This is a genomic window from Bacteroides zoogleoformans (genome assembly GCF_002998435.1).
In the GTDB taxonomy this organism is placed as follows: domain Bacteria; phylum Bacteroidota; class Bacteroidia; order Bacteroidales; family Bacteroidaceae; genus Bacteroides; species Bacteroides zoogleoformans.
In genome coordinates this window covers 73,274-99,300 of the sequence record NZ_CP027231.1, presented here as the reverse complement: position 1 = coordinate 99,300, position 26,027 = coordinate 73,274, and the positions used below count along the sequence as shown (strand labels likewise).

Sequence of the window (26,027 nt, the reverse complement as noted above, 5' to 3'; positions counted from 1 at the left end):
TATTGGAAAAGAAGAAAAAGAATAAGAAGCGTAATAAAGCTTTCTGGAACAATATTAAGTTCAAGTACAAGCTGACCGTTATCAACGAGAATACACTCGAAGAGGTGATCGGACTGCGTGTATCCAAGCTGAACGGAATCTCCGTGTTACTTTCCCTTCTGACTGTTCTGTTCCTGATAGCAGCGGTCATCATCGCTTTCACTCCCTTGCGCAACTACTTGCCGGGGTATATGAATAGTGAAATACGTGCCCAAGTAGTAGAGAACGCACTGCGTGTAGATTCGCTCCAACAGCTGGCAGAGAAGCAGAATCTATATATAATGAATATTCAGGATATCCTTTCGGGTAAAATAAAAGCGGATACCGTGCATTCCATTGACTCATTGACAAGCGCGCGTAAAGATTCTCTCATGGAACGTACGGAACGGGAAACCGAATTCCGCAAACAATACGAAGAAACGGAAAAGTACAATCTGACAAGCGTTGCAGCTCATACCGAAATGGAAGGAGTCATATTCTATCGTCCTACCCGCGGCATGATTTCCTCTCCCTTCAACGCCGACACGAGACATTTCGGCACGGACATCGCCGCCAATCCCCGTGAAAGCGTACTGGCCACACTGGACGGTACCGTCATACTGAGTACCTACACAGCCGAAACCGGCTATCTGATAGAGATACAGCATAATCAGGATTTAGTTTCGGTATATAAGCATTGTGGTTCCCTGCTGAAACAGCAAGGAGATAATGTAAAAGGAGGCGAGGCCATTGCATTAGTAGGAAACACCGGACAACTCTCTACCGGGCCACACCTCCATTTCGAACTGTGGCACAAAGGAAAGGCAGTCAACCCGGAACTTTATATCGTATTTTAATTATGAAGAAACAAATTGCCATACTTGGCTCTACCGGTTCCATCGGCACACAAGCCTTGCAGGTCATCGAAGAACATCCCGACCTGTACGAAGCCTACGTGCTGACAGCTAACAACCGTGCAGAGGAACTCATCGCCCAGGCCCGCAAATTCAAGCCTGAAGCTGTGGTGATAGCCGATGAGTCGAAATACCGATTGCTCAGGGAAGCGCTGGCCGACCTGCCCGTCAAGGTATATGCCGGCGAAGAGGCCCTCTGCCAGATTGTGGCCGAGACGCCTATCGACATGGTGCTGACGGCTATGGTGGGATATGCCGGACTGAGACCGACCATGAACGCCATCCGTGCCCACAAACCGATAGCGCTGGCAAACAAGGAGACCCTGGTAGTTGCCGGAGAGCTGATTAACGAGCTGGCAAGCCTTAGCAATGTTCCCATTCTGCCGGTAGATTCCGAACACTCCGCCGTTTTCCAATGCTTGGCCGGAGAAATAGGGAACCCGATAGAAAAAGTGATATTGACAGCTTCGGGAGGCCCGTTCCGCAATTGCTCCATGGAGCAGCTGGCAACAGTAACCAAAGCACAGGCTTTGAAACACCCAAACTGGGACATGGGAGCCAAAATCACCATCGATTCCGCTTCCATGATGAATAAAGGATTCGAAGTGATTGAGGCCAAATGGCTGTTCGGTGTGCGGCCCGACCAAATAGAAGTGGTAGTACATCCGCAATCGGTCATACACTCCATGGTGCAGTTTGAAGACGGTGCCATAAAAGCACAGCTTGGAATGCCCGACATGCGGCTGCCCATCCAGTATGCCTTCTCCTACCCTGACAGGCTGAAAGCATCTTTCCCACGCCTCGACTTCAAGCAATGCACGGAACTGACCTTCGAGCAACCGGATACCACACGTTTCCGCAACCTGGCTTTGGCATACGAGGCATTGCACCGTGCAGGAAACATGCCCTGCATCATCAACGCAGCCAACGAGGCGGTGGTCGCCGCTTTTCTGCAAGACAGGATTTCGTTTCTCGGCATGAGCGACGTGATAGAGAAGACCATGGCGCGCGTAGCCTTCATACAGAGACCTTCCTACGAGGATTATGTAGCCACCGATGCGGAAGCAAGGCGGATTGCCGGAGAGATGATAAAACATGCGTGACAACCAAACAAGTCTTTCCTTGTTATTAAATATAGTAAATCATAAAATAGTAAATTATCAGATGGAAACATTTTTGATTCGTGCCCTGCAACTCGTCATGAGCCTTTCGCTACTCGTCATTGTTCATGAGGGAGGGCACTTCCTCTTTGCCCGTTTGTTCAAGACACGGGTAGAGAAATTCTGTTTATTCTTCGACCCTTGGTTCACTCTGTTCAAATTCAAACCTAAAAACAGCGATACGGAATACGGCATCGGATGGCTGCCTTTGGGCGGCTATGTGAAGATAGCCGGCATGATAGACGAATCGATGGATACAGAGCAGATGAAACAACCCGTCAAGCCCTGGGAGTTCCGGGCCAAACCGGCATGGCAACGTCTGCTCATCATGGTGGGCGGCGTGCTGTTCAACTTCCTGCTGGCCTTGTTCATCTACTCCATGATACTTTTCGCTTGGGGAGACGAATATATTCCGGTTCAGAAAGCGCCGTTGGGCATGGACTTCAACGAAACGGCCAAAGCAATCGGATTCTGCGATGGCGACATCTTGCTTTCGGCCGACGGAGTGCCTTTTGAACGCTACGACGGCGATTTGCTGACCGGCATCGCAGATGCCCGTCAGGTAAGCGTATTGCGTGACGGCGAAACGGTCTCCGTTTATATACCCGAAGACATGATGAACCGCTTGCTGGCTGACAGTGTACGTTTCGCCGGCTTCCGTTTTCCTTTCGTCATTGACAGCATAAGCGCCGGGCGTCCTGCCGCTTTGGCAGGCTTGCAACCGGGCGACAGCATCACCGCGCTGGACGGAAAGACAATCGCCTATTTCGATTTCAAGAAGGAGATGCAGAGACGCAAACAGGCAGGCGACGCCTCTCACGACGTGACTTTGACATACGTGCGCAACGGCATCACGGATACGCTGACCTTAGCGACCGACGCCAATTATGAGATAGGTGTAACCGCATGTACGGCCCCCCACAAGCTGTTGCCCGTTGTGCGCAAGGAGTATAGTTTCCTTTCTTCTTTCCCTGCCGGCATATCTTTGGGAGTAAAAACGCTGAAAGGCTACGTCGGTCAGATGAAGTACCTTTTCTCGAAAGAGGGAGCCAAGCAGATTGGAGGTTTCGGAACCATCGGCAGCATCTTCCCGGCAACGTGGGACTGGCACCGGTTCTGGTACATGACGGCTTTCCTTTCCATCATCCTCGCCTTCATGAACATCCTGCCCATTCCCGCACTCGACGGCGGCCATGTGTTGTTCCTGATATACGAGATTGTGGCACGCCGCAAGCCCAGCGACAAATTTATGGAACGCGCACAAATGGTAGGCATGTTCTTGCTGTTCGGTCTGCTGCTTTGGGCCAACTTCAACGATATACTGAGATTTTTCTTCTGACTCCTCTTTTCTCCACAGGCAACCCGATTGCCTTACCACAAAGCCCCTTATAAGCAATCACAAAGCTTATAGGGGGCATTGTTTATATAATCTGTATTTTTACGCGTTAATCATATTAATCACGATACAGATGTTCAATATTCCATTTCATTTCAAGAGAGCGTTTTCTTTCGGAGAGAAGAAGACAGAGAAAAGAGTAAGGAAACCACAGAAAATCGGCCCTACGCTTTCCGGTTTCGTCCACGCGGCCGCCGAAGGTGTAAGCCTCTCCACCCAAGAGAACTACCGCACGGCCGTGCGCTCCTTCATCCGCTTCAGCGGCGGCACGGACGTGCCCGTATCGGCGCTCGACGCCGACAGTGTGCGAAACTACGAGCGGTGGCTGCGCGACCGTGGCGTATGCCCCAACACCTCCTCCTGCTACATGCGCTCCCTGCGTGCCATCTACAACAAAGCCGCCACGAAACGCCTCGTGAAGGACAAAGAACCCTTCAAGGGCGTGTTCACCGGCAACGAGCGGACGGTGAAGAGAAGCATTGGAGAGAAAGAGATAAGGAAGCTGAAAAGCCCCCGAAGCCCCTACAGCCTCTCCCCCGGCCCCTCCCCCATAGGGAGGGGGGAAGGGGGGTGGGGTTCAGGGGCTTCCGACCTCTTCCTCTTCTCTTTCTACGCCATGGGCATGCCCTTTGTTGACCTGGCTCACCTGAAGCGTTCGCAGATAAAGGACGGGGTGCTGACCTACCGCCGGCGCAAGACGGGGCAGCAGGTCAGGGTGAGGCTGGAACCGTGCATGCTCGATATACTGGACAAGTATAAGACAGAGGGGACGGACTATCTATTCCCTATATTATATAAGGTGAAAGACGGCGGTAAAGGCGGGCCGGCAGGCGGCAATCTTGTCGAGGTGTCCTATTCTTCGGCCCTGAACCGCTACAACCGCTCGCTCAAGGAGCTGGCACGGCGGGCGGGTATCAAGGAGAACCTCACCTCCTACGTCGCCCGCCACTCGTGGGCGAGCATCGCCTACGAGAAGAATATCGACCTGCCCGTCATCTCCAAGGCACTGGGGCATACCGACACCAAGACCACCCTCATATACATAACGGAGATAAAAGACAAGCGGCTGGCGTCGGCCAACCGCAAACTGCTGAAAGAAGTTCTCATGCCTTGAAAGAGATTCCATGCCTTGAGGAATTTGTCTTAAAAGACGCTTCTTTGCACACCTCTTGCGAAGAGGTGTAATACTTATCGTAAAACGTTGCAAATAAACAACTTTTATTTCGTATTAACAAGCTTTAGAACGAATATTTTATAAATATTGTTTACACCGGCACTCCTGTCACCCCATCTGTCCCGGCGCGGATTCCCATGTGCCGTTAATGTTCCTCCCCTCCCGCCTCGGCCGGCCAAAGACATTTTTCAGACGCGGATGACGCGGATAATACGGATAAAAAATAAAGAAATCTGCGTCATCCGCGTCATCTGCGTCTAAGAAATTGCAGGCGCAAGGCTTTCTCTTCTTCCCACTGTTGCCTTCTTCCCCCCCCTTTCCCCACCTCTTCGCAAGAGGTGTATGTCTTGGGTTCTCCTTCCTTGCAGGTTTTGAGGCATGTCACATGCCCTTCCCGCCATAAGGACAGACAAGATGAAAAAGAAGATATAAACCTTTAATCCTTCGTGATGAAAAGACCATTGATCCTCCTGCTTCTCCTGCTTTTTCTCGGGCATGCCCGGGGACAGGAATCCGACACGCGCCGGGGCACGGACTCCGTGCGCGTCTATTTCCGTCAGGGCGAATCGCGCCTCGACCCTTATTTCCGTGATAACGGCGCACGCATACGCGCCTTCACCGAGCGTTTCAGAACCCTGCTGCAAGACCCCTCGCGACGCATACGGGGCCTGCGGGTCACCGCAGGCGCCTCCCCCGAGGGAAGCACGGCATTGAACCAGCGTCTCTCCGAGCGGAGGGCCGAGGCCATCCGGCAGCTGGTCTCCGGCTACTTCCCCCATGAGTTCGGGTGGCTCTCCACCGTGCCCAAGGGCGTGGACTGGCAGGGACTGGAAAAGCTCGTGCAGGCGGACGAGTACATGCCCTACCGCTACGAGGTGCTCGACATCCTGCGCTACACCCCCGAGTGGATTACTCGCGAGGGCAAGGTGGCCGACGGCCGCAAGCGCCGTCTGGCCATGGCGGGCGGGGGCTACGCCTGGCGCTACATGGAGAGCCGCTTCTTCCCCGAGCTGCGCGCCTCCACCCTGCACGTGTGGTACGAGACAGAGGAGGCGCAACAGGCCGTGAAGGACACCGTCTACATCCTCCCGCCCGAACAGGCTGAGGCCGTACCAGCGCCGCAGGATCGCAGACCTTTCTACATGGCGCTGAAGACCAACCTGCTCTATGACGCCCTGGTCGTTCCCAACATCGGGCTGGAGTTCTACTTGGGCCGCGGCTGGTCGGTAGCCGGCAACTGGATGTACACCTGGTTCAAGAGCGACAGCCGCCACCGTTACCACCGCATCTATGGCGGCGACCTGGAGGTGCGCCGCTGGCTGAGCTACGGCAAGAAGCCGCTGACCGGGCACCACATAGGGCTTTACGGCCAGCTGCTGACCTACGACTTAGAGTGGGGCGGCAAGGGCTATCTGGGCGACCGCTGGAGCTACGGGGGCGGCATCGCCTACGGCTACTCCGCCCCCATCGGACGCAGGCTGAACCTCGACTTCAGCATCGGCATCGGCTACTTGGGCGGCGAATACTTCGAGTACATCCCCAAGGGATGGTGCGAGACCCACCGGAAAGAGTGCTACCTGTGGCAGGCCACCCGGCAGCGCCGCTGGTTCGGCCCCACCAAGGCCGAGGTGTCGCTGGTATGGCTGCTGGGACATGATAACGTAAACACGAAGAAAGGAGGCAAACGATGAAAACCGAGAATATGATGAAAACCGGAAGACACCCGTTCACGTCCCGCCCGCTGCGGGCCTTCGGCGCCGTGGGCGCGCTGACACTCTGCGCGGCCCTGATTGTCGCACTCATCACCGGCACACTCTCATCCTGCGACCACAAGACTTTCTGCGACCCCGAGCCGGCCGTGTCAAGGGTACATGTTGTCTTTGACTGGCGTAATGCCCCCGGAGCCACCGCCAAGACCATGAGCCTCTACCTTTATCCCGAAAATGAGAATGAGGGAGAGGTATTGCGTTACGACTTTGACAACGCCGCCGGAGGGGTGGTGGCGATTCCTCACGGCACTTATAAGGCTCTGTTCATGAACAACGATACGGAGACCGTACTGTTGAGGGGCACAGACCGTTACGAGACCCTCGAGGCATATACCCGTCCCGCCTACTTGCTCGAACCCTTGGGATTGCAGAGCAACCCCAAGGATGCCAATCCCTCCGGAGAGGCTGTGGCATTACCACCCGACCGATTCTGGGCGGGTAGCAAAACGGACATGAAGATACTGCCGGCAAAAGCGGCAGCCGGAGTACCCTACGACCAAGAGGTGACGTTCCATCCCGTGCAGGAGACTTCCCGATACACGGTGGAGATACGCAACGCACGCAACCTGAAATACGCATCGGCCCTGAGCTTCTCGCTGTCAGGACTATCGGGTTGCCTGACAGTCGCCGGCGGCAAACGCTCTCCTCTGCGCACGATGATCCCTTTCGAGGGAAGAAGCGACGAAGTGGCTTCCGTCATCACCGGGGAGTGCTTCGCCTTCGGACTATCCACATCGGCCAACAAGATGCGCACGCTGGCGCTGTACGTCATCCTCACCAACGGGAACAAACAGTACTACACCTTCGATGTGGCCACACAGGTGAACAATGCACCCGACCCTAAGAACGTGCACATCGTCATAGACGGGCTCGACCTGCCCAAGCCCATTGTCGAGGAGGGAGGAGGATTCAAACCTTCGGTGGACGACTGGGTAGGTGAAAATGTGGAGGTGGAGATGTAGAGGATACCGGACATTAGAGATTAGACGTAAGAAATCAGAATGGAGATAGTGATGTGACACTCGATAGATAGACAGATAATCACTCATTTTTTAATTATCAATTATTTATTAATCATTAAAATTATCAAGAACATGAAAAAGAATGTATTGTATTTGGCTGCGGGCTTGTTGGCTCTGGCCTCCTGCTCGCAGGACGAGACCACCGGCACGGACAACGGGGGATCCATCAGATTCCGTCCGGCGGTGGGCAACGTAACGCGTGGACCGGTCATCACCACGGACAACATCACGACCTTCAAGGTGAGTTCCTATGTGACGGGGGCGGCAGCCAATTTCTTCACCGACTTGCAAGTGAATAAAACAGGATCCAGCTGGAACACCGCACAGGTTTACTATTGGCCGGGAACGGGCACACTGAACTTCTTCGCTTACGCCCCCGTGGATGTGACGACCGTAACCGTGAGCCCGACCGCCCGCGCCATCAACAACTTCTCGCCGGCTGCCAAGGTGGCCGAACAGAAAGATGTGGTGGTAGCCTTCGCCACCGGGACGAAAGCCGCCAACGAGAATTCCGGCGTGCCTCTCACTTTCAAGCATGCCCTCTCGCAGATAGAGGTAAAGGCCAAGTCGGCCAACACCACGGCCTATGAGATAAAGGTGCTGGGCGTGAAACTGGGACATATATCCTCCACCGCCAATTTCACTTTCCCCACCACCGTGGTAACCGGAACATTGCCTGCCAGCCACTGGACGGCACCCGCCACGGCGAAGGATTACGGAACAAACCTCGATGCGGATCTGACGCTTACGTCCGAAGTACAAAGCATCACCAAGAGCAACTTCCTCATGATTCCCCAGCAGCTGACACCGTGGACAAAAGGAACCAGCGCGGACGGGGCTTACATCGCCGTGCTGTGCAAGATTTGCAGCAAGAACGGAACCAACCTGACGCAAATATTCCCTGGGGCTGCCGACAAGTTCGCATATGCGGCCGTGCCAATCAGTACCAACTGGCTGCCGGGAAAGAAATACACTTACACGCTGAGTTTCCTCGGGAACAACGGGGCGGGAAACATAGACCCGAATCCGACGGATCCGACAGATCCGGAAAACCCGAACAACCCGAATGTGGACCCGAATCCGGGCCAGGGGGGAGACTCGGTATTGGGTGGCCCCATCAAGTTTACCGTTACGGTTGACGATTGGGACAACCTGCCCGAGGAGAACATGCCTCTGTAAGGCTCTCGTTACGAAAGTCACACCACTAACCTAAGGGCTGCGGGGGTTGGACCGATCCCGCAAGCGGACGGGGAGGGCGAAAGCTCTCTGTCCCCCACAGTCCGCAAAACCTAAGCCTCTCCCCTACCCCCCTATCCCATAGGGAGGGGGATAGGAAAAAGAAGGCCGTTGTTATTAACTAATCACTAATAGCCAAATAATTATGAAAACCATGAGATTTATTTGCCCGGGAGGGGTTGCTTTTTTGCTTACAGGTGTGATGGCCTTACTGTTGTGCACAGCCTGTTCCGACGAGGAAGAGGGTGGAGGTCTACGAGGCAGGACCATCGGGTTTGCAGTGACCACACTGCGGGAAAGAGGAGAAGCCGGTACGAAGCACGCCACTACCCGGACAGCAGCCGATACGTTGCCACAGGTTGAGATAACTCCCATTGAGGGAACCACCGACGAAGAGGGAAGGCAGCTATACCTGCACACGCTCACGGAAGAGGACATGGCGGCAGATGGCGCAAGGGAAGCCGATGCCGGCGTTGCCGGAAAAAGTGAAGATGCAACCACCAAAGCGGCACCGGTGACTACCGCCACCATGTACGCAGACGCCACAGTGTTCGCTGCCGTGTACCCATCCACCGACACATGGAACAACACCGTTGCCCCTGGTTACTTCTTCGACCTCCGGGTGAAGAAGACGGAAAGCTGGAGTACGACCTACCATTGGCCCGGCTTGAGTAAAAAGGTTGCATTCTTCGCTTACGCCCCGCACCACTGTGCGGGCGTGACGCTCACCACGGGCGCCACCACGCCGGGAGCGCCCGTGTTCAGCTATACCGTGCCGGCGGCCGTGGCCGACCAGACCGACCTGCTCACTGCCTCGTCGGTGGACGTGGCGGGCGTGCTGCATACGCCTGCGCCGCTGAAATTCAAGCATGCGCTCACCGCTGTGCGCTTTGAGACAGGGACGGCCTTGCTGCCGGGGACGGTGACCAAGATAACGCTCAAGGGGGTGTACGGCACGGCCACGCACCGCATAGGCAATACCGTGTGGAGTGAGCACTCGAGCCCAAAAGATTTTGCACAGACACTCACGACGGTGACGCCCGATCCAAACGTGCCGGGCTCGCCCATAACGCAACCTGCCGCCACCTTCATGATGATACCGCAGACGCTGCCCGCGGGGGCAAAGCTGGAGGTGAAGTACACCGACAAGCTGACGAACACGCAACGCACGCTCACGGCAAACATAGCCGGAAAGACGTGGGGCATGGGAAAGACGGTGACCTACCGCATCAGTACATCAAGCATATCGGTGACCCCCACGCTGGAGGTGACGGCACCTGCGGAGTACACCTATCAAGGAGGAAACAACACCTACACCGTAAAGAGCTACGCCTCCGTATCCGGAGGAGGAGCAACGGCCAACGTGCCCATAGCCTGGGAAGTGGAATACTCCACCAATGGAGGATCAAACTGGAGCAGCACCAGGCCCGCATGGCTCACGACCTTCACCGAAAACGGAACGGGAGGCACTTCGGCTGCACCCTATACCGCCACCGTGGCGGCGCAGGTGAACAGCGCACCGGACAACCCGCACACTGTAGCATTAAAGAATACCCCACCGGTGACCAATTACGACCTCTCCACGCATGATTATCAGGGCAACCCTGCCCCGACGCGTACGGCCAACTGCTACATTGTGAACGCTCCGGGAACATACCGCCTGCCATTAGTTTACGGCAACGCGATAGATAAAGTCAAAGTGCCCGGAGGCTCAAATCCGGGATGGAATACATCGGCCTACACTTCCACGGCAGGCGGGGGCAATGTGCTTACACCGTTTATCAATCACCTTGGCAATGTGCTTACCAATCCTTATATCTACAGCCATGCCGGCTGCATGCCGGCAAACTGTACGCTCGTCTGGCAAGACGCGCAGAACTTGGTGACGAACGTGGCGCTATCTGCCGACGGTCATTTCCTCGAGTTTACCGTGGGGCAGGCCACCATCTGCCAAGGCAATGCCGTGGTAGCGGTGCGCGACGCCTCGAACACCGTGCTGTGGAGCTGGCATATCTGGGTGACGGACTACAGGCCGGGAACCATAGGGACAACGACACCCGACAAGGAAATCACCAACCACCAGAACAAGAAGTACAAGATTATGACCGTCAACCTCGGCTGGTGCGACGGAAAAGAGGTGATATATGCCGAGCGCACCGTGCAGGTACGCTTCAAGCAGAAGCCCACAGCAGGGTACACATCGGCTACCCCAAAGACGTTTACAGTAAAACAGAAAGCGCATACCATTACAGAGCTTGGGAATAACACTTATTATCAATGGGGACGCAAAGACCCGTTCGTGGGGGCATTGGAAGGACCGGGCGGAAGCTCGAACAGCATTAACAAGACATGGTATGATGCCGGCGGGAACGTCAAAACCAACCAGCTTCCTGCCATCCAAAGCTTTCCTTACGGCACCCCCTGCATCACCCGTGGTATCATGAACCCCGGAACGTTTAATACTATTTGGGAAATGGACTACCGATATTACAACTTGTGGGATGCGAATAATAACACTACCTCAACCAACGACAACCTCGTGGTAAAGACCATCTACGACCCTTGTCCCGCAGGTTATAAGCTACCGCCAAGCAATGTATATACCGGCTTCTCCACAACGGGAGGCAACACTGGTACTGTCAGCCAGTTCAATGTACAAGGAGCTTGGGCCAAAGGTTGGAACTTCTATTGCAACCCAAGCAAGACTACATCCGTCTTTTTCCCTGCATCGGGCTTTCGGATCTATAATACCGCAGTTCCCTCACACGTGGGGAGTTTCGCCCACTACTGTACGGCGGGACCGAACAGCAGGGGAGACGTGTGGTTCCTAATCTTCAACTCGAGCATCGTGCATCCGCTGGACAAAGACCCTCGGAGCTTCGGCTACTCGGTGCGGGCGTCCCAAGAATAAAAGAGCGCGAAGCGACCGCATTGGTTTTATTTGTTTCATTTGCTTTATTCTCCTGCGGCTTTCAGCCGCAGGAACCCGATACCGGCAAAGCCGGTCGAAAAAAGCCGAGAGTTTCACTTTATACAAAATATAATGATTGAATAAGATACAATGGAATATGTAAGCAGTAACTTCATGAATGCGGCATCGGGGTGCCGCTGTGACGCCTCTATAGAGGCGCTGGTCATGTCTCTATAGAGCTGTTGCTATCGTCTCTATAGAGGCGTTGCTAATCTCTCCATAGAGGCGTGACCGCTCTCTCTATAGAGACGCGATTACCTCCTCTATAGAGAGACAACCACCCCTCCCGCAGGGGCAATAAAACCAACTTCCGGCATGCTTGTCCGGACGAGAAAATGTGTTATGAACGATAAGAAGCAACAGACTTAAGTCTTCTGCTTAGTGTAATATCTTTTTATTAACTTTTTAAATTATAGGAGGAAAAATTATAAGCACAAGTTACAAATTGGTGCAAAGGAAGAATCCTTTAAAGAAAAACGAACCTGCCAAATGGTATGCCACGCCCAACAGCGCAAAGCCGCTGGCGCAGAAAGTGATGACCCGTGTGGCCACGGAGAACACCACCACGGCGCCCATCGAACTGGAATCGGCCATGGAGTTGCTGGCGGCCTTCATCCCGCAACAGCTTCAGCAGGGGCACACGGTGAACGTGCCCGGCATGGGAACCTTCCGCCTGACCTTCAAGAGCGAGGGAGTGGAAGACATCAACCTGTTCAACTCCGCGAAGATGATTAAGTCGCCCCGCATCGTCTTCACCCCTGCCAAAGAGCTGAAAGGAAAGACCCTGCAAGGCCTCAGCTTCGAGAACGGCGGCGTGCTGGAGAGCGGTATCAACTACGCTTCGCTGGCGGACTATCGTAAAGCCAAGGGGCTGCCTACACCGGGAGAAAGTGGCGGCAGCGGTGGCGGTACTCCCGGCGGCTCGGGCGGTCAAGGGGAGAACCCGTTAGGATGAGAAATTAGCGGTTAGGGCTAATTGGAGCGGTTAGTGGCTGCGCTGTAACGAGGCGGCGCTAATCGCTCATCGTTAACAGGAAGCACTTGTAACGTTTCCTGTTTCTCAATGCGGATGATTTTTTAGACGCAGATGACGCGGATTTTAATTTTTCTTCTTCCTTCTTCCTTACGTTTAACTCTAATATCTAATATCTCACCTCTAATGTCCTAATGCTTATGAAAACTTATCAGACTATGAAACAAATGAAGGCGGCGGAGGCACGCAGGAACAGCCTTATAGATATTGACATGACGGGCGCATCGCCTACGGCCTACGACCGCTCCGCACTGGTGCTGCACGCACTCTATCCGCAACTACCGTTCCGGCACGTGCCCGGCGAAGACGGACGGACACGGCCCATGGTGACGGACATCCCGCAGGAGATTGTCCTCGAGGTGTGCCACAGGTACCGACTGGTGGATGCGGCGTCGGCAGTGATTGGACGTTAGAGGCCTAATTTCTAGTTTCTAGTTTCTAATTTCTAATCTCTAACGTCTTTTGCCTAAGGTCTTATACCAGATGTGCAATCCACTCTTCCCGCTCACCGGGCAACAAATCGATAACAGGAATTTCTATCATCGTATAGCAACCCGGTTGCCGGCGCATGGCGGCACGAGCCGCGCATACCAATATTTGGGCGGTAAGGGCAGGGTTGTTGATGCGCATGTTGAACTCGAAAAGCTGGTTCTGCGTTTTGCCCGACACCCCTTTGCGGGTCAGGTTTACACCATGCCCCATATCGAGCAAGGCATCCACGCTCGGAACAAGCTTGACGTGCGTCTCGTCATTCACAAAATAGGGGTCGGCCTTGATGGCGGCGGCCACCTTGCCGAAATCATAACCTTCTTTCAGTTCGATGTACACCATGCGGCGATGGATGCCGGTCCCGGTAGGAATGGTCATGGAAAGAGCCGCCTTCACCCCCTCGACGGCCTTTACGGCTACCGTATGCCCCATGCTCATGCCCGGGCCGAAATTCGTATAAGTAATGCCTTTGGGGGCGATGGCCTCGAGCAATGCACGGACAATGGAGTCGCTTCCCGGATCCCAACCGGCCGATATGACAGCCACCGTATCGTGTGCCTTGGCCACCGCATCGAGCGTGCGGCGCAAAGCCGGAATACCCGCATGGACATCAAAACTGTCTACCGTACGGACGCCTAAAGCCAGAAACTCTTTCGCATATTCCTCGACCTTGCGGGTAGGCGTACAAAGGATAGCCACATCTACATTCCGCAACTCTTTGACGGTCTTTACGACGGGATATTCCCTCAGTTCCGCAGGGCAATCATCGGCGCCGGAACGACGTACCACACCGGCAATCTCAAAATCGGAGGCTGCCTGCAGGGCCTCAAGTACGTAACGACCGATATTGCCATACCCCACAACAGCTGCTCTTACCTTTTTCATCTTTTTATTGTTTTTATTTATCAGTTTTCTACTTTATAGGCGCAAAAGTAAGCTTTTTAGTTCACATTCATCTACAAGAAGCCTCAAAGTTTTACATCGCTTTCTCTTTTTTGTGACCGGAATTCCGATAATAATGCTTACATTCGCAGGTGATAAGATATAGAATACAAAAGGATAGGATTATGATAGAATACATCAAAGGCGAAATAGCCGAACTGAGACCGGCTACCGCAGTGATAGACTGCAACGGATTGGGATATGGCATCAATATCTCCTTAAACACATACGCCGCCATACAGGGCAAAAAAGAATGCAAGCTCTACATACACGAGGCCATACGCGAAGATGCCTACACGCTCTATGGCTTTGCCGACAAACAAGAACGGGAACTGTTTCTGCTGCTCATCTCCGTATCGGGCATAGGCGGGAACACGGCGCGCATGATTCTTTCGGCTCTCTCGCCCTCGGAGCTGATAAATGTCATCAGCACGGAGAATGCCACCTTGCTGAAAACCGTCAAAGGCATCGGTCTGAAAACCGCCCAACGTGTGATTGTGGATTTAAAAGACAAAATTAAAACCGGCAGCGTAGCCACCGACACCGCAGGAATAATGGGCATACCGGCGTCGACCATCAACGCACAAGTGCAGGAAGAAGCAATATCAGCCCTCACCATGCTTGGCTTTGCACAAGCTCCCTCACAAAAAGTTGTGCTTGCCATCCTACAAGAAGACCCACAAGCACCGGTGGAGCAGGTCATCAAAATAGCACTAAAAAGAATGTGAATTAGCGGTTAGTTGATTAACGGTTAGTGGTTAGTGACCGGCTTCAAGCCTTATTCTTAATAACGCAGTTCACTAATCACTAACCGCTAACCGCTAACTTAAACTTCAACAATCTCTTCTTTGCATAGCGTGAGTTTCTCCACTCCTTCTTCCGTAACTGCCCAAGAATTTTCGATACCCACGGGGCCTATGCCGGGAAGAACAATCTTCGGTTCCAATGCAAAGACCATACCCGGTTCGAGTTCCTGCTTCATGCGTGGAGCCAGCACAGGCATCTCGTTTATCTCCAGACCGATGCCGTGACCGATGAATTTGGCTTTTTGGGTTGTCCCCATAAAATTGTCGGCAAACCCGGCTTTGGTCACCATATTGATGGCTATATTATAAAGGTCTTCACAAACAACTCCGGGTTTGGCTTTCTCGGCCACGGCTTCTTGTATCTCCAAACAAGTCTGATGCGCAGCGTATGCTTTCTCCGGTAGCCTACCGATGGAGAATACCCGACTCATATCACCCATATAGCCATAAAAGTTTCCTCCCATATCCACCATAAAGCTCTGCCCCGGCTGCAATAAAGAACCATCCACGCCAATGGGAAGCGAAGGGTCGAGACCTCTGCCTCCCAAGGCAAAGTCGTAGGGAGTAGGATACATGGCATTATCACCGGCCAGAAGACTGCCCATGAAAATCTCCATGCTCTGTCCGAATGTCCGGAAAATGCCCAAACCGCCTTCCAAGCGCATCAAGCGCTCTATTTCAACGGAAAGTTGCCGGTCGGTCATTCCCGGCTGATAGACCGAGGGTATCTGTTCGTATGCCTTGGCATGTGCAATGCCGGAACGGCGGAACATCTCAATCTCCATATCGGTCTTTATGCTCCGAGCTTTCCGTATAAGCGAAGTGCCGCAAGGAACAACCTCCGTCTTCGGGAAGCATGCCGCCAAACGGTTATACTCCGTAAACGCGAGTTCATCTCCCTCCAGCATCAACCTGGAAGGTATGGACAATCCGCATTCGTCCAACAGTTCAGGAAGCTGCTCGGGCTTACGGATGGGATGCACGTGCTCTCCTGTCATATTATTGGGACGCTTGATGAATAAACGGGCAGGAGCATGCAATGGCAAATACAGGTAGCCGCTTACGACGCGTCCATACGTATACAGCAGATTGACATTGCAAGTGATGAGGGCGGCGTCAATGTCTTGTTGAGCCATCAGAGAGCGAATCCTGTCGCGTCTCAATTTTAATTCCGGTAGTAACATCTATTGGTCATTTATGGCTTTGAGGTGCAAATATATAGAAAAAAGTGTAAATAGAGATTAGTGAACAGCGGTTAGTGCACACATCGTTCATGCCGCCTTGCAAAAAATGCGCTGCCCGAGTACCGGAATATCTGTTTGTGCACCACTTTCTTTTCGTAATATGCAAACAGATATTCCGATACCCGGGCAGCGCCGAAGGGGCATTCGGAACGGTTTTACCCTCTCATCGCAGGGAGGCCGTTACCAACCTTTGTTTTGACCCAACTTGTTATTTTTCAGATATTCCGCTTGGGGAATAGGATAGAGATTCATCTTCTCGTCCCACGAACGGGTCTCGAGCAGTTCTTTCCTATACACCGGCTTTCCGTCTTGCAAGGTGATTCGCACACAATAAATGTTCTTCGTGCTTTCACCTATTTTCCAACGCCGGATATCCCAAAAGCGATGATCCTCAAAAGCCAGTTCCACCCGGCGCTCGCGACGGATACTTTCCTTGAAAGCGTCTCCAACGGCCGTCACCGGAGGCATCTTGGCCGCAGCTCTCACTTGATTCAGGGCAGCCCGCGCCGAGAGATGAAAAGTGGCATCCGTATAATCGGCTCCCCGCCACTCATTCATTGCTTCGGCATAATTCAGCAATACCTCGGCATAGCGGAACAGCGCATAGTGATGCGGTTTCTTCCGTTCTTTGGAAGGAACCAGCGACACGGTTTCATTCATATACTTCTTCAGGTAATACCCCGTCTTCGTGGTCCCCGCCGTTCCCGCACCGTCCTTGCCTCCTTCGTGAGCCTCGATGACGGTATGCATCCATGTGTCTCCGTTGCAAAGAACGGTATGATAAAAACGGGGGTCTCTGTTTGCATACGGATTGGCTCCGGGGGCCAGGGCTGTCCAGTCAAAGTCAGTGCCGTCTGCCATCTGAAAAGCGTCGACCAGATTTTGTGTAGGCACATTACCGGTCTTCCCTTTTTCATAACTGATGGGAAGATTGGTTACCTCATAATCGAAAGTATCTCCCGAACGACGTTCGAAGATGAGCTGTGAAGACTTCAGTACCTCATTGCCACCATCTTTATGATACAATGGGTCCTTGTCTATCGGCGGCAACGAATAATTTCCCGCTTCGATAAGGGCGTAGGCTGCCTTTGCCGCGGCTTCCCAACGTGATGCTTCTTGCGCCGTATTGTGCAAGGGACTGGCGGCATAAAGCAGCGCACGGGCTTTCAGAGCCTGAGCCGTCCCTTTCGTGACACGACCGCTTTCGGCCCAGAAATCTTTCTGGCGCACAGGCAAATGTTGAGCAGCCTCATCGCATTCGCGGCAAATGAAGTTTATCACTTCATGAAACGCTGTTTTTTCCACATTGTTAATCTCGTCCGTCGTATAGGTACGGGTCAGCAAAGGAATGTCTCCGTATCGCTTGGCCAACTCAAAAAAGAAAAAGGCACGCAATACCCGCAGTTCCTGCCCGTACATATTCGCTTTGGCAATGTCTTCATCGTAGGTGTCGTTCCACCGGAAACGCTCCAGACGCTGGGGCGAGTAATTCTCTAAGAAAGAGTTGCAAGAACGAATCGCTCCATAGCATCTTCCCCATACATCGTCTACCGTATTGACGGGATTCCAGGCGTTGTTATAGAATGTATGCACACTATTGTCGCTCCAAATATAGACGGAATTATCGGTTGCCGACTCGCGCAAGGCGCCTCCGATGCCTCCCAATTCGTCGGGAAGTCTGCTATATACATAAGTAGCCAATCCCCTGACATTATCAAAATAAGCAAATGCCTCCTCGCGCGTCAATCCGGTAGTCTCGTCCAGCTCGAGCAGACTGCAACCGGAGACAGAGAGCATCAAACCTGCCATCACAATATACTTTTTCATCGTTCTTTGTCTTTAAAAGTTAACACTCAGTCCGAAGTAAACGGAAATCATATCCGGATAATTCACTCTCAAGTTTTCGCTGTTCAGGTACTTCACGTGATCCAGCGAGAAAAGATTGTTGGCACGGGCATAAACCTGCGCCTTTCTTATCTTCAGTTTTTGCATCCATGCCGAAGGCAGATTATAATAGACATTCAGATTGCGCAACTTCAAATAATCACCATTTTCCAACCATTGCGTACTGTTTCTGAAGTTATTGGCATTATCTTCGGTCGTCAGTCGTGGAACGTTGGCCACATCTTTCGTCTCTTCCGTCCAGCGGATTCTGTCTTTCAGATACCAAGTGGAAATATTTGTATTATTGCGCAACGGCCAATAGACACTCTCTGTGTTAAGCATCACGCTGTATCCTCCGATGCCTTGAAAAAGCGCATCCACACCGAAGCCTTTGTATTCAAAGCCGATATTGATGCCATAATACAGGTCGGGAATCATTCCCGACTTCCCGATGGCCTTCACGTCGTTCTTGTCTATGACGTTGTCATTGTTCAGGTCTCTGTATTTCACATCGCCCGGACGAACTTCCGAAAAGCGTTGCACGGGACTGTTCTTTATATCATCCGCATCACGGAAATAGCCGATGGCCTCCAAACCGAAAATCTGCCCCAGCCGATGACCTTTGGCAGAGAGGTAATCATAAGGCAGATGGCCCTCTCCGTTTTCAACGACCTTGGTACGGACATACGCCGCGTTAACCCCCGCATAATACTTGAAGTTCTTGCCTCCGCGTTTCCACATGGCCGAAAGTTCGGCTCCTTTCGTATCTACTCTGCCCGCATTCATACCGGGCACTTCCACCCCGATGGCTGAAGAGATCAGGCCTTTCCCGTCGATAAGAATCTTTGAACGCCGGTCGTAAAAAATATCCGCCGAAAGAGACAAACTCTTCCACAACGACACATCTATGCCCACATTGTATTTGTCGGCCACCTCCAGATCAAGCCTCTCCATGGCCAGTTTCCCTTCCGTCAGGCTGGTTCCCGCGGAGGTGTTGGCATCCTTGAAATGATAAGAGCCTGTGCCTATCCAATATTGTCTGTCAAGCGCATAGTCATACAGGTCATAGCCCGAACGTCCGTACGAAGCCCGCAGTTTCAAATAATCCATTGTCGGAACCGCTTTCATGAAAGCCTCGTTCGAGAGCAGCCATGCGGCAGAAACAGCCGGGAGAAACCTATATTTGTCGTTCTTGGCAAGCACACTGCTGCCGAAACAGTTGGCCACCACATCCAGAAAGTAACGGTTGTCGTAGTTATAGCCGGCCGTTCCGAGTATATATTGGCGATAACGGCTGTTGTTCCGGCCGCTCAGTGTCATCGACTCATGGCGGAACATGGCGGCGGCTGTCAGCTCGTGCTTGTGCCGGAAACGATGATAACTCAGCTTGCCTTCAAAGTTGGTGTGGATGTATTGATTGGCAAAACCGGAATTGCTAATTTGCAACTCGTTGTTAGCATTGCCATAATGCGTATACACAGGATTTCCTTGCGCATCTTTCTCCACCGTCTGATAGCGGAAACCTTTATGTCCCGTTTCCTGGTAAGTGGCATTGTTGTCGTAAGCCACTGCCAATTCCGCACTTAAGCCGGGGGTCAGCATGGAAAGGTCCTGCAACACGCGCAGGTCTGCCTGCAACATGCGCTGATTCAGCTTATAATAGCCTTCGTCCGCAAGGCGTGCGATGGGATTTGTTTTCAAGATATTATTTCCTCCCCACTCGCCTTCCCGGGTTTTCAGGGGGAAAGCGGCAGAAGGAGTATTGTAAAGCAAACCGAACAATGCCGTTTCGTTGGCATACGGGCGGTTGGTCTCGCGCAGCATACCCAGCATACTTAACTTCAGACGGGTCACATTCGATACATCCACATCCAGATTCATCCGAAGATTCAGGAAATATTTCTTCATTTGCGAATTATAGCGTTCGGTATAATCGGTATATTTCGTATTCAGCAACCCCATGTCATTCTTATAATTCAGTGTTGTGAAGTAGCGCAGGCGCTTACCGCCTCCACGAAACAAGATATCCAGTTGATGATTGACGGTATGATTGCGCAAGGCTTCTTTCTGCCAGTCTACATTGGGATACAAGTCGTTGCTTCCATCCGCATTGCGAAAGCCGTCGGCATCCATATCAGGCTGAAGCCCATCGTTCTTGAGCGCCTCGTTACGAGCCAATGCATACGTATGGGCATCGGCAAACTCCGGTTGGTTGACAGGCAGCCCCCACCCGTACTTATAGTCCACGCGAATATCTTTCTTGTTGTACTCTCCTCGTTTCGTAGTCACCACAATCACTCCGTTGGCTCCTCTACCTCCCCACAAGGCAGTGGCTGCCCCGTCTTTCAATACAGATATCGATTCTATTTCCGATAGATTGACAAACTCCATCGGACGTACAAAGCCATCTACCACAATCAAAGGGGCATCGCCGTTCAAAGACCCGCGCCCGCGTATGTTCAAACGCGATTTTTCCGTATTCCAGGCTGTATTCTGCATCACGCTCAAACCCGGCAGTAATCCGTAAAGGGCATTGTAGGGGCTCACTACGGCGTTCTTCTCCAACTCGTCCGCATAGACGGTAGAAACAGATTGTGTCTTCCGCTTCTCTCCGGAGGCATACATCCCCAGATCCACGTTTTTATTCTCGGTATTATTTTGCAATAAGAGAGTTCCGCTCTCCTTCTTATCCTCCTTTATGTTCGTCTGCGCCGCTCCGGAGGCCACGAACACAAATGAAAAAGCGATTGTATATATTACTTTCTTCATACTTGGTTTCTATTTAAAAGTCAGGCTTATCACCAGCCGGGATTTTGCGTCAATCCATATTTCTTATTAATCTCGGAAATGGGCAAAGGCAGCAAGAAATACTTTTCGTCCCACCTGTCCGGTCTGACGTGTTTCCGCTGTTCGGCCATCGCAGTGGATACCTTATAAGTATAATTCTTCCCCGCTTTCTTTATAATCAGACGAGACAGGGGTTTGGTGAACAAATCCGAACGTTTCCAGCGCACAAGGTCGAAATACCGAACCTCCTCATAACCGAATTCCAAAGCCCTTTCGCGCAATATGGCCTCGCGCAACGGCTCTCCCTGCCGGGTTGTGGCAGCCGTCAGAGGCGGCATTCCGGCCCGCGACCTCACCAAGTTCACATAATCATAAGCCGTATGCCCGAACTCATCGGCAACGTTGGCCTTACCCAACTCGTTCATGGCCTCCGCCATATTCAGGTAGACTTCCGGCAAGCGCAGCAACGGACAGATATAAGGTTCACCGTTTACCTCTTCATTGAAATTGCGGATGAACTTACGCATCGCGAAGCCATTATAGCTCATGCGCCCGCTCTTATAAGGATACTGTTGGGTTCCTTCATAAATCTCCACCTTCTGTTGCCCTCTGAATTTATCTCCCGTCACGGCAACCGTTTCATACAGGCGAATGTCCCGTCGCGGATGGCCCGAAGCATCAAAGAAAGGATTCTTCTTATGGTCGGGATTGTTCCAGTCAAACTCCGTACCGTCATTCATCTGAAACATATCTACGTAATTCAATGTGGGCGAGGCCACTCCGTAGCGTATTTGTGCAAAAGGCGTCTTACCTATCATATAGGTGGTGAAACGTCTCGAAGAAATCAACGTCTCATGGTTGTTGCGCTTGAAATATCCGGCCACAAAGTCTTCACGGGGATTTCCGGTATTCACCAGCCGATAAATGCCACCGTGTTTATTGTTTTCACGCAGAAAAGACAATCCGGCATCCAGCGCTTTCTGCCACCTCTCGGACGAATAGTTGCCATACCATACGAGATGTGCCGATGCGGCTTCTCCCTCTTTATATGGTTTTTCGGCATTGAACAGCGGACTGGCCGCAAATTGCAGCACCCTCGACTTTAAAGCCAGAGCGGCAGCGGCCGTCATACGTCCGTCGTCGTCCGCATGGTTTTTCCATTCCCATGGCAAAAGAGCGGCGGCTTCATCCAGCAATCCTACAATCTTTTCCACCGTCTCCTGCACGGTCATACGGGGCATCATCATCTCATCTCCTGCCGTATAAGCATGATCAATCCAAGGCATACCCCCGTAGTAGCGAAGCATCTGCACATAATGGTAAGCGATGATCATCTTGGCCTCACCCTTACCGAAGGCTTTTTCTTCATCTGACATGTCCGGCACTCGATCCACGTTCTCCAGATAGATATACGCCCGCCGAAGTCCGTATATGGGCCCTACCCCTCTCGTATTTTTATCCGTGTCCGGCCTATAAGGAAGATGTTCCAGAAAATCATTGGTGGCATCCACCGTACCGGTATAGAACTTCGGAGCACCTTTTTTGGTCCAGTCTCCTATATCGGTCAATATTTCCAATACACCATATCCCATCCGTCCTTGTGAAGGCAGAAAATCGGGTAAGGAGTGATAGGCCTCCGCCAAAGCCTGCTCGGCAAAGATTTTCTTGTTGAAAACCGAATCGATGGTATATTCATTGCTCAAAGGCTTTTCCAGAAAAGCTTCACCGAATTTAATATCTTCGCATCCGGCAAAGATGCCTCCCAAAAACAAAGAGAGAGCAGCCATGTATTCTCGATAGTTTCTCATCGTATTCATAATTAGAAAGTTAAGTTGATTCCTACATTATATATTTTGATAATGGGATAGGAGTCTGCATTATCGGGGCTGGCTTCCGGATCCATTATATCGAACTTATCGAATGTCAGCAGGTTATATCCGGTAAACTGAATGCCCAATTGTTGGATACCCAGTTTTTTCAGCAGTTTCTTATCCGTGAAGTTATAGCCTATCGTCATGTTTTTCAATTTCAGATACGAAGCGTCTCGCACCCAAAGCGACGAATTGCGCATATTGTACACAGCATTCGTTTCGGTGAATCGCGGTGTAGTGGCGGTTCCTGCCGTCTCGGGCGTCCAGCGTGTATCGGCATGAAACTGCATCAGTCCTCGTATCTTACCGTTTCCGAAAGGCTCCCTGAACGCATCGTTGAGCAATAGCGAGCGTTGCGCCGTTCCGGTCCAGTTCATCGTAAGGAAGAAACCTTTATAATCCACCTGACAGTTCAAACCAAACGTATAGGCCGGGCGCGTAGGATGTCCGATGACACTTTGGTCATCCGACGTGATTTTCTTGTCGCCGTTCAAATCCTTGTATTTGATGTCGCCAGGTTTCACCGCAACTCCCGGATCGGGCATTCCTTCTAACAGTTTTCCGTTGGCGTCGAAATCTTCGGGGAGATAAAATCCGGATGCCTGATAGCCGAACAACGTGCCGACCGGGTTACCCGTACGCCACATATAAGGATAGTTGGGTTCCACTTCGTCTTGGAAAACGATTTTGTTCTTGGAATAAGACATGTTGGCGTTGATTCGATATCTCCAGTCGCGCACCTTATCGTTCCATTTCACCTCTATTTCATAGCCTTGGTTTTTCACCTTACCCATATTGACTGCCGGCAGCACACTCGACGTGAGTCCGGTAAGCAAAGGAACCGTTCTGCGATTAATCAAGATATCTTTGCGGTCTTCCCGGAAATAGTCGAACGATAACTTCAAACGGCTCTTCAAGAAATGAACATCCATACCATAGTTCTGTTTAAGTGCCTTTTCCCAGGTAACCATGGGGTTTCCCAAACGGTTTTCCAGTGCTCCCTTTATGTATCCTTTACCATCGGAGCCAAAATTGAACCCATATTTATTGTTGTTCCAGCCATCCACGCCTGAAAGATTCACATTATACGAATCGGGCAGATACAAGAAGCGGTTGTTGCCTAAGTGGTCGTTACCCACCAGCCCGACAGACGCGCGAAGTTTCAAATAATCCACCACTTTCTGTTTCTTCATAAATGCCTCTTCCGAAAGGATATATCCCACCGACCCTGCGGGGAAAGCGCCGAACCGCTTGCCGGGAGCAAAATTCTCGGAACCGTTATAGCCGAAGTTGAACTCAGCCATGTAGCGCGACTTATAGTCATAGGTCAGACGCCCCACCAAGCCAATGTATGCCGACGGTATACTGGCCCACTGCTGAGGATAATACTTCTTGCTCTGGTTATACAATAACAATCCACCCACGTTGTGCAAGCCAAACTTGTGATTGTAGCGCAGACTTCCTTCCATGTACCAGTTCCTGCTGCGTGAAGTCCGTTCGTCATATTGCAGACTTTTATTCTCTCCTTTTATTTTATAAACCACTTCTTTATTGAAATCGGGGGCATCATAAGCCATATTCGGATGTTCCAGCGACGAGCGGTAGAACGGCAGATGCTGCTCCACTTCCCCTTTCCGTTGCTTGGTGAAGCCATAGCCGGTGTTATACGCACCCTTCACCTCGATGGAGAGGCCTTTAGTAATGAAATCCAGCTTCTGATTGACCAGCAAGTCAAGGTTCATCGTATTCTGGATGGCGGTGAAATAGCCTGTACCGTACACCTTGGGGAGAACACTGTTTCCCAAATTGATTTTATTTTGGAAACGCTCTTCGGGTGTAGTAATCAGCTGTCCATCGATAATGCCCGGACTGCTGAAAGGGGTCGACTGATTGATTAACGTCCATATGGAATTCACATTATCGCTAATCATCGGCTCGTTCCGATTGCCTACCCGCCCGCCTATACCTACTTTAAGTGTTGTGGTTTTGGTGGCATTAAAATCGAAATTGGCGCGATAATTATATCTTTTATACTTATAATTATTGTCGTAGTCCATCCCCTTGAACTGCTTGAGCAGACCATTCTGATAGAGAAAACCCAGAGAGATGAAGTAACGCACATCGGATGTACCACCCGAAATGTTGACATCATGCTGCGTCTGAACCGATGCCTTATTCAGCAGATAGTTTCTCCAATCCACATTGGGATAAAGAATCGGTTCGTCGTTTTTCTTAAAGCGCTCGATGGAATAGCTGTCGAACACCATATCTTCCGGGGTGGCATTCGGTTTGTCATTCGTAATGATTTCATTGCGCAACGTGGCATACGTATAACTGTCGGCCATCTTCAGTACACGCGTAGGCATCTGTATGCCCACCGAAGAGTTGACGGCAATCTTGGTTTTTCCCTCTTTTCCTCTGCGGGTAGTGACCAAAATAACGCCGTTGGCACCTCTCACCCCGAAAACAGCCGTAGCAGAAGCATCTTTCAGCACCGTCACACTCTCTATCTCATTCGGATTCATCTGAAAAAAAGAGCGTTCCACACCGTCCACCAATATAAGAGGAGACGAAGCGGCTTCCGACAAAGACCCCACTCCGCGGATATATACCTTGGGGTCTTCCAAACCGGGCTGTCCACTTGTCTGCACGGAAGAAAGCCCCGTGATTTGTCCGGCCAGCGTATTTGCCACACTGGCATTCGGAGAACGCACCAACGCTTCGTTATTCAACGCCGAAATGGCTCCCGTAAGCGTTTCTTTCTTCTGTGTACCGTAGGCCACTACAGTCACTTCCTGAAGTTCGTTGGCAACCTCTTTCAGAATCACATTCACTTTCCGCTGTCCGTTGAGCTTTACTTCTTTAGATTCATAACCGATAAAAGAAACCTGCAACACGGACTTTTGCAGATCTTTTACTTGCAGCCTGAATTTCCCATCTACATCGGTGATAGTACCGTTAGACGTACCTTTCTCCTTTACATTGGCGCCGATGACCTCTAATCCGGCCTCATCGACTACCGTTCCCGTGACCGATGTTTGAGCCTGCACCACAAAAGAGCAGCATATCAAGACCAATAAGCCGATACACCTTTTTGCGCCACTCAATTTCGTCTGTCTTTTCATACAATTTGACTTTTACTGTTAACAAAATCAATTAAAACAAAATTTATGCGCAAAAGTAGAAATATACGATGCAGGGCAAGCCCTATAATCATACAGAATATGTACAAAAACGTACACAACAATGCTTCAAATGCTTTCCTACAAGCATTTTGAGACGGAAGACAACGAATTATAAAAAAGAGCCTC

Annotated in this window: 17 protein-coding genes; 11 read left to right on the top strand and 6 right to left on the bottom strand. The window is 51.6% G+C overall.

Annotated features, from left to right (window positions below; all coding sequences use genetic code 11):
• Positions 1-2: 2 nt before the first annotated feature.
• From C4H11_RS00390 to C4H11_RS00345, 10 genes are all read left to right on the top strand, one after another.
• Positions 3-875, top strand: a complete 873-nt coding sequence (locus C4H11_RS00390) for a M23 family metallopeptidase (RefSeq protein ID WP_106040007.1) — start codon at positions 3-5, stop codon at positions 873-875.
• Between the two features lie 2 nt (positions 876-877).
• Positions 878-2,035, top strand: coding sequence for a 1-deoxy-D-xylulose-5-phosphate reductoisomerase (locus C4H11_RS00385; protein ID WP_106040006.1), 1,158 nt, complete (start codon positions 878-880; stop codon positions 2,033-2,035).
• Positions 2,036-2,096: 61 nt separating this feature from the next.
• A complete protein-coding gene (gene rseP, locus C4H11_RS00380) occupies positions 2,097-3,431 on the top strand; it encodes an RIP metalloprotease RseP (protein WP_106040005.1) in 1,335 nt (444 codons plus the stop codon).
• A gap of 130 nt (positions 3,432-3,561) precedes the next feature.
• Positions 3,562-4,602 carry a tyrosine-type recombinase/integrase gene (locus C4H11_RS00375; protein WP_106040004.1) on the top strand — a complete coding sequence of 347 codons (1,041 nt, stop codon included), beginning with the start codon at positions 3,562-3,564 and terminating at the stop codon, positions 4,600-4,602.
• A gap of 509 nt (positions 4,603-5,111) precedes the next feature.
• A complete protein-coding gene (locus C4H11_RS00370; protein ID WP_106040003.1) occupies positions 5,112-6,353 on the top strand; it encodes a DUF3575 domain-containing protein in 1,242 nt (413 codons plus the stop codon).
• Positions 6,350-7,393 carry a DUF5119 domain-containing protein gene (locus C4H11_RS00365; RefSeq protein WP_106040002.1) on the top strand — a complete coding sequence of 348 codons (1,044 nt, stop codon included), beginning with the start codon at positions 6,350-6,352 and terminating at the stop codon, positions 7,391-7,393. The genes C4H11_RS00370 and C4H11_RS00365 overlap by 4 nt, the downstream gene beginning before the upstream one ends.
• Positions 7,394-7,525: 132 nt before the next feature.
• Positions 7,526-8,632 (top strand): fimbrillin family protein, encoded by a 1,107-nt coding sequence (locus tag C4H11_RS00360; RefSeq protein ID WP_106040001.1) that lies wholly within the window; start codon positions 7,526-7,528, stop codon positions 8,630-8,632.
• Positions 8,633-8,834: 202 nt separating this feature from the next.
• Positions 8,835-11,600, top strand: coding sequence for a fimbrillin family protein (locus C4H11_RS00355; RefSeq protein WP_106040000.1), 2,766 nt, complete (start codon positions 8,835-8,837; stop codon positions 11,598-11,600).
• A 505-nt stretch (positions 11,601-12,105) separates the two neighbouring features.
• Entirely contained in the window at positions 12,106-12,615 is a 510-nt protein-coding gene (locus C4H11_RS00350) for an HU family DNA-binding protein (RefSeq protein ID WP_234819846.1), read from the top strand.
• Between the two features lie 236 nt (positions 12,616-12,851).
• The gene (locus C4H11_RS00345) at positions 12,852-13,106 is read left to right on the top strand and encodes a hypothetical protein (RefSeq protein WP_129588266.1); all 255 of its coding nucleotides are present in this window, start codon (positions 12,852-12,854) and stop codon (positions 13,104-13,106) included.
• 61 nt (positions 13,107-13,167) lie between these two features.
• On the opposite strand, the gene C4H11_RS00340 is transcribed toward C4H11_RS00345, so the two are convergent.
• Positions 13,168-14,067, bottom strand: a complete 900-nt coding sequence (locus C4H11_RS00340) for a diaminopimelate dehydrogenase (protein WP_106039997.1) — start codon at positions 14,065-14,067, stop codon at positions 13,168-13,170.
• Between the two features lie 182 nt (positions 14,068-14,249).
• Here C4H11_RS00340 and ruvA point away from each other — a divergent pair, with 182 nt between their 5' ends.
• Positions 14,250-14,852: a Holliday junction branch migration protein RuvA gene (gene ruvA / locus C4H11_RS00335; protein ID WP_106039996.1), complete on the top strand. Its 603-nt coding sequence runs from the start codon at positions 14,250-14,252 to the stop codon at positions 14,850-14,852.
• A 98-nt stretch (positions 14,853-14,950) separates the two neighbouring features.
• Here ruvA and C4H11_RS00330 read toward each other — a convergent pair whose 3' ends face one another.
• The 5 genes from C4H11_RS00330 to C4H11_RS00310 all read right to left on the bottom strand — a co-directional run bounded on the left by C4H11_RS00330 (position 14,951) and on the right by C4H11_RS00310 (position 25,841).
• Positions 14,951-16,114 carry a M24 family metallopeptidase gene (locus C4H11_RS00330; RefSeq protein WP_106039995.1) on the bottom strand — a complete coding sequence of 388 codons (1,164 nt, stop codon included), beginning with the start codon at positions 16,112-16,114 and terminating at the stop codon, positions 14,951-14,953.
• Between the two features lie 240 nt (positions 16,115-16,354).
• The gene (locus C4H11_RS00325; protein WP_106039994.1) at positions 16,355-18,001 is read right to left on the bottom strand and encodes a RagB/SusD family nutrient uptake outer membrane protein; all 1,647 of its coding nucleotides are present in this window, start codon (positions 17,999-18,001) and stop codon (positions 16,355-16,357) included.
• A gap of 12 nt (positions 18,002-18,013) precedes the next feature.
• Entirely contained in the window at positions 18,014-20,827 is a 2,814-nt protein-coding gene (locus C4H11_RS00320; protein ID WP_106039993.1) for a SusC/RagA family TonB-linked outer membrane protein, read from the bottom strand.
• A 29-nt stretch (positions 20,828-20,856) separates the two neighbouring features.
• The gene (locus C4H11_RS00315) at positions 20,857-22,653 is read right to left on the bottom strand and encodes a RagB/SusD family nutrient uptake outer membrane protein (protein ID WP_106042960.1); all 1,797 of its coding nucleotides are present in this window, start codon (positions 22,651-22,653) and stop codon (positions 20,857-20,859) included.
• Positions 22,654-22,664: 11 nt separating this feature from the next.
• On the bottom strand, positions 22,665-25,841 hold the full coding sequence (locus C4H11_RS00310) for a SusC/RagA family TonB-linked outer membrane protein (RefSeq protein WP_106039992.1): 3,177 nt from the start codon (positions 25,839-25,841) through the stop codon (positions 22,665-22,667).
• Between the last annotated feature and the right edge of the window lie 186 nt (positions 25,842-26,027).

Bases quoted from the DNA above. Each gene is read 5' to 3' on its own strand.
- C4H11_RS00365 (WP_106040002.1), top strand. From the start codon at position 6,350: ATGAAAACCGAGAATATGATGAAAACCGGAAGACACCCGTTCACGTCC.
- C4H11_RS00345 (WP_129588266.1), top strand. From the start codon at position 12,852: ATGAAACAAATGAAGGCGGCGGAGGCACGCAGGAACAGCCTTATAGAT.
- ruvA (WP_106039996.1), top strand. From the start codon at position 14,250: ATGATAGAATACATCAAAGGCGAAATAGCCGAACTGAGACCGGCTACC.
- C4H11_RS00360 (WP_106040001.1), top strand. From the start codon at position 7,526: ATGAAAAAGAATGTATTGTATTTGGCTGCGGGCTTGTTGGCTCTGGCC.
- C4H11_RS00375 (WP_106040004.1), top strand. From the start codon at position 3,562: ATGTTCAATATTCCATTTCATTTCAAGAGAGCGTTTTCTTTCGGAGAG.
- C4H11_RS00310 (WP_106039992.1), bottom strand. From the start codon at position 25,841: ATGAAAAGACAGACGAAATTGAGTGGCGCAAAAAGGTGTATCGGCTTA.
- C4H11_RS00340 (WP_106039997.1), bottom strand. From the start codon at position 14,067: ATGAAAAAGGTAAGAGCAGCTGTTGTGGGGTATGGCAATATCGGTCGT.
- C4H11_RS00355 (WP_106040000.1), top strand. From the start codon at position 8,835: ATGAAAACCATGAGATTTATTTGCCCGGGAGGGGTTGCTTTTTTGCTT.
- C4H11_RS00330 (WP_106039995.1), bottom strand. From the start codon at position 16,114: ATGTTACTACCGGAATTAAAATTGAGACGCGACAGGATTCGCTCTCTG.
- C4H11_RS00385 (WP_106040006.1), top strand. From the start codon at position 878: ATGAAGAAACAAATTGCCATACTTGGCTCTACCGGTTCCATCGGCACA.
- C4H11_RS00370 (WP_106040003.1), top strand. From the start codon at position 5,112: ATGAAAAGACCATTGATCCTCCTGCTTCTCCTGCTTTTTCTCGGGCAT.
- C4H11_RS00315 (WP_106042960.1), bottom strand. From the start codon at position 22,653: ATGAGAAACTATCGAGAATACATGGCTGCTCTCTCTTTGTTTTTGGGA.
- C4H11_RS00320 (WP_106039993.1), bottom strand. From the start codon at position 20,827: ATGAAGAAAGTAATATATACAATCGCTTTTTCATTTGTGTTCGTGGCC.
- C4H11_RS00325 (WP_106039994.1), bottom strand. From the start codon at position 18,001: ATGAAAAAGTATATTGTGATGGCAGGTTTGATGCTCTCTGTCTCCGGT.
- rseP (WP_106040005.1), top strand. From the start codon at position 2,097: ATGGAAACATTTTTGATTCGTGCCCTGCAACTCGTCATGAGCCTTTCG.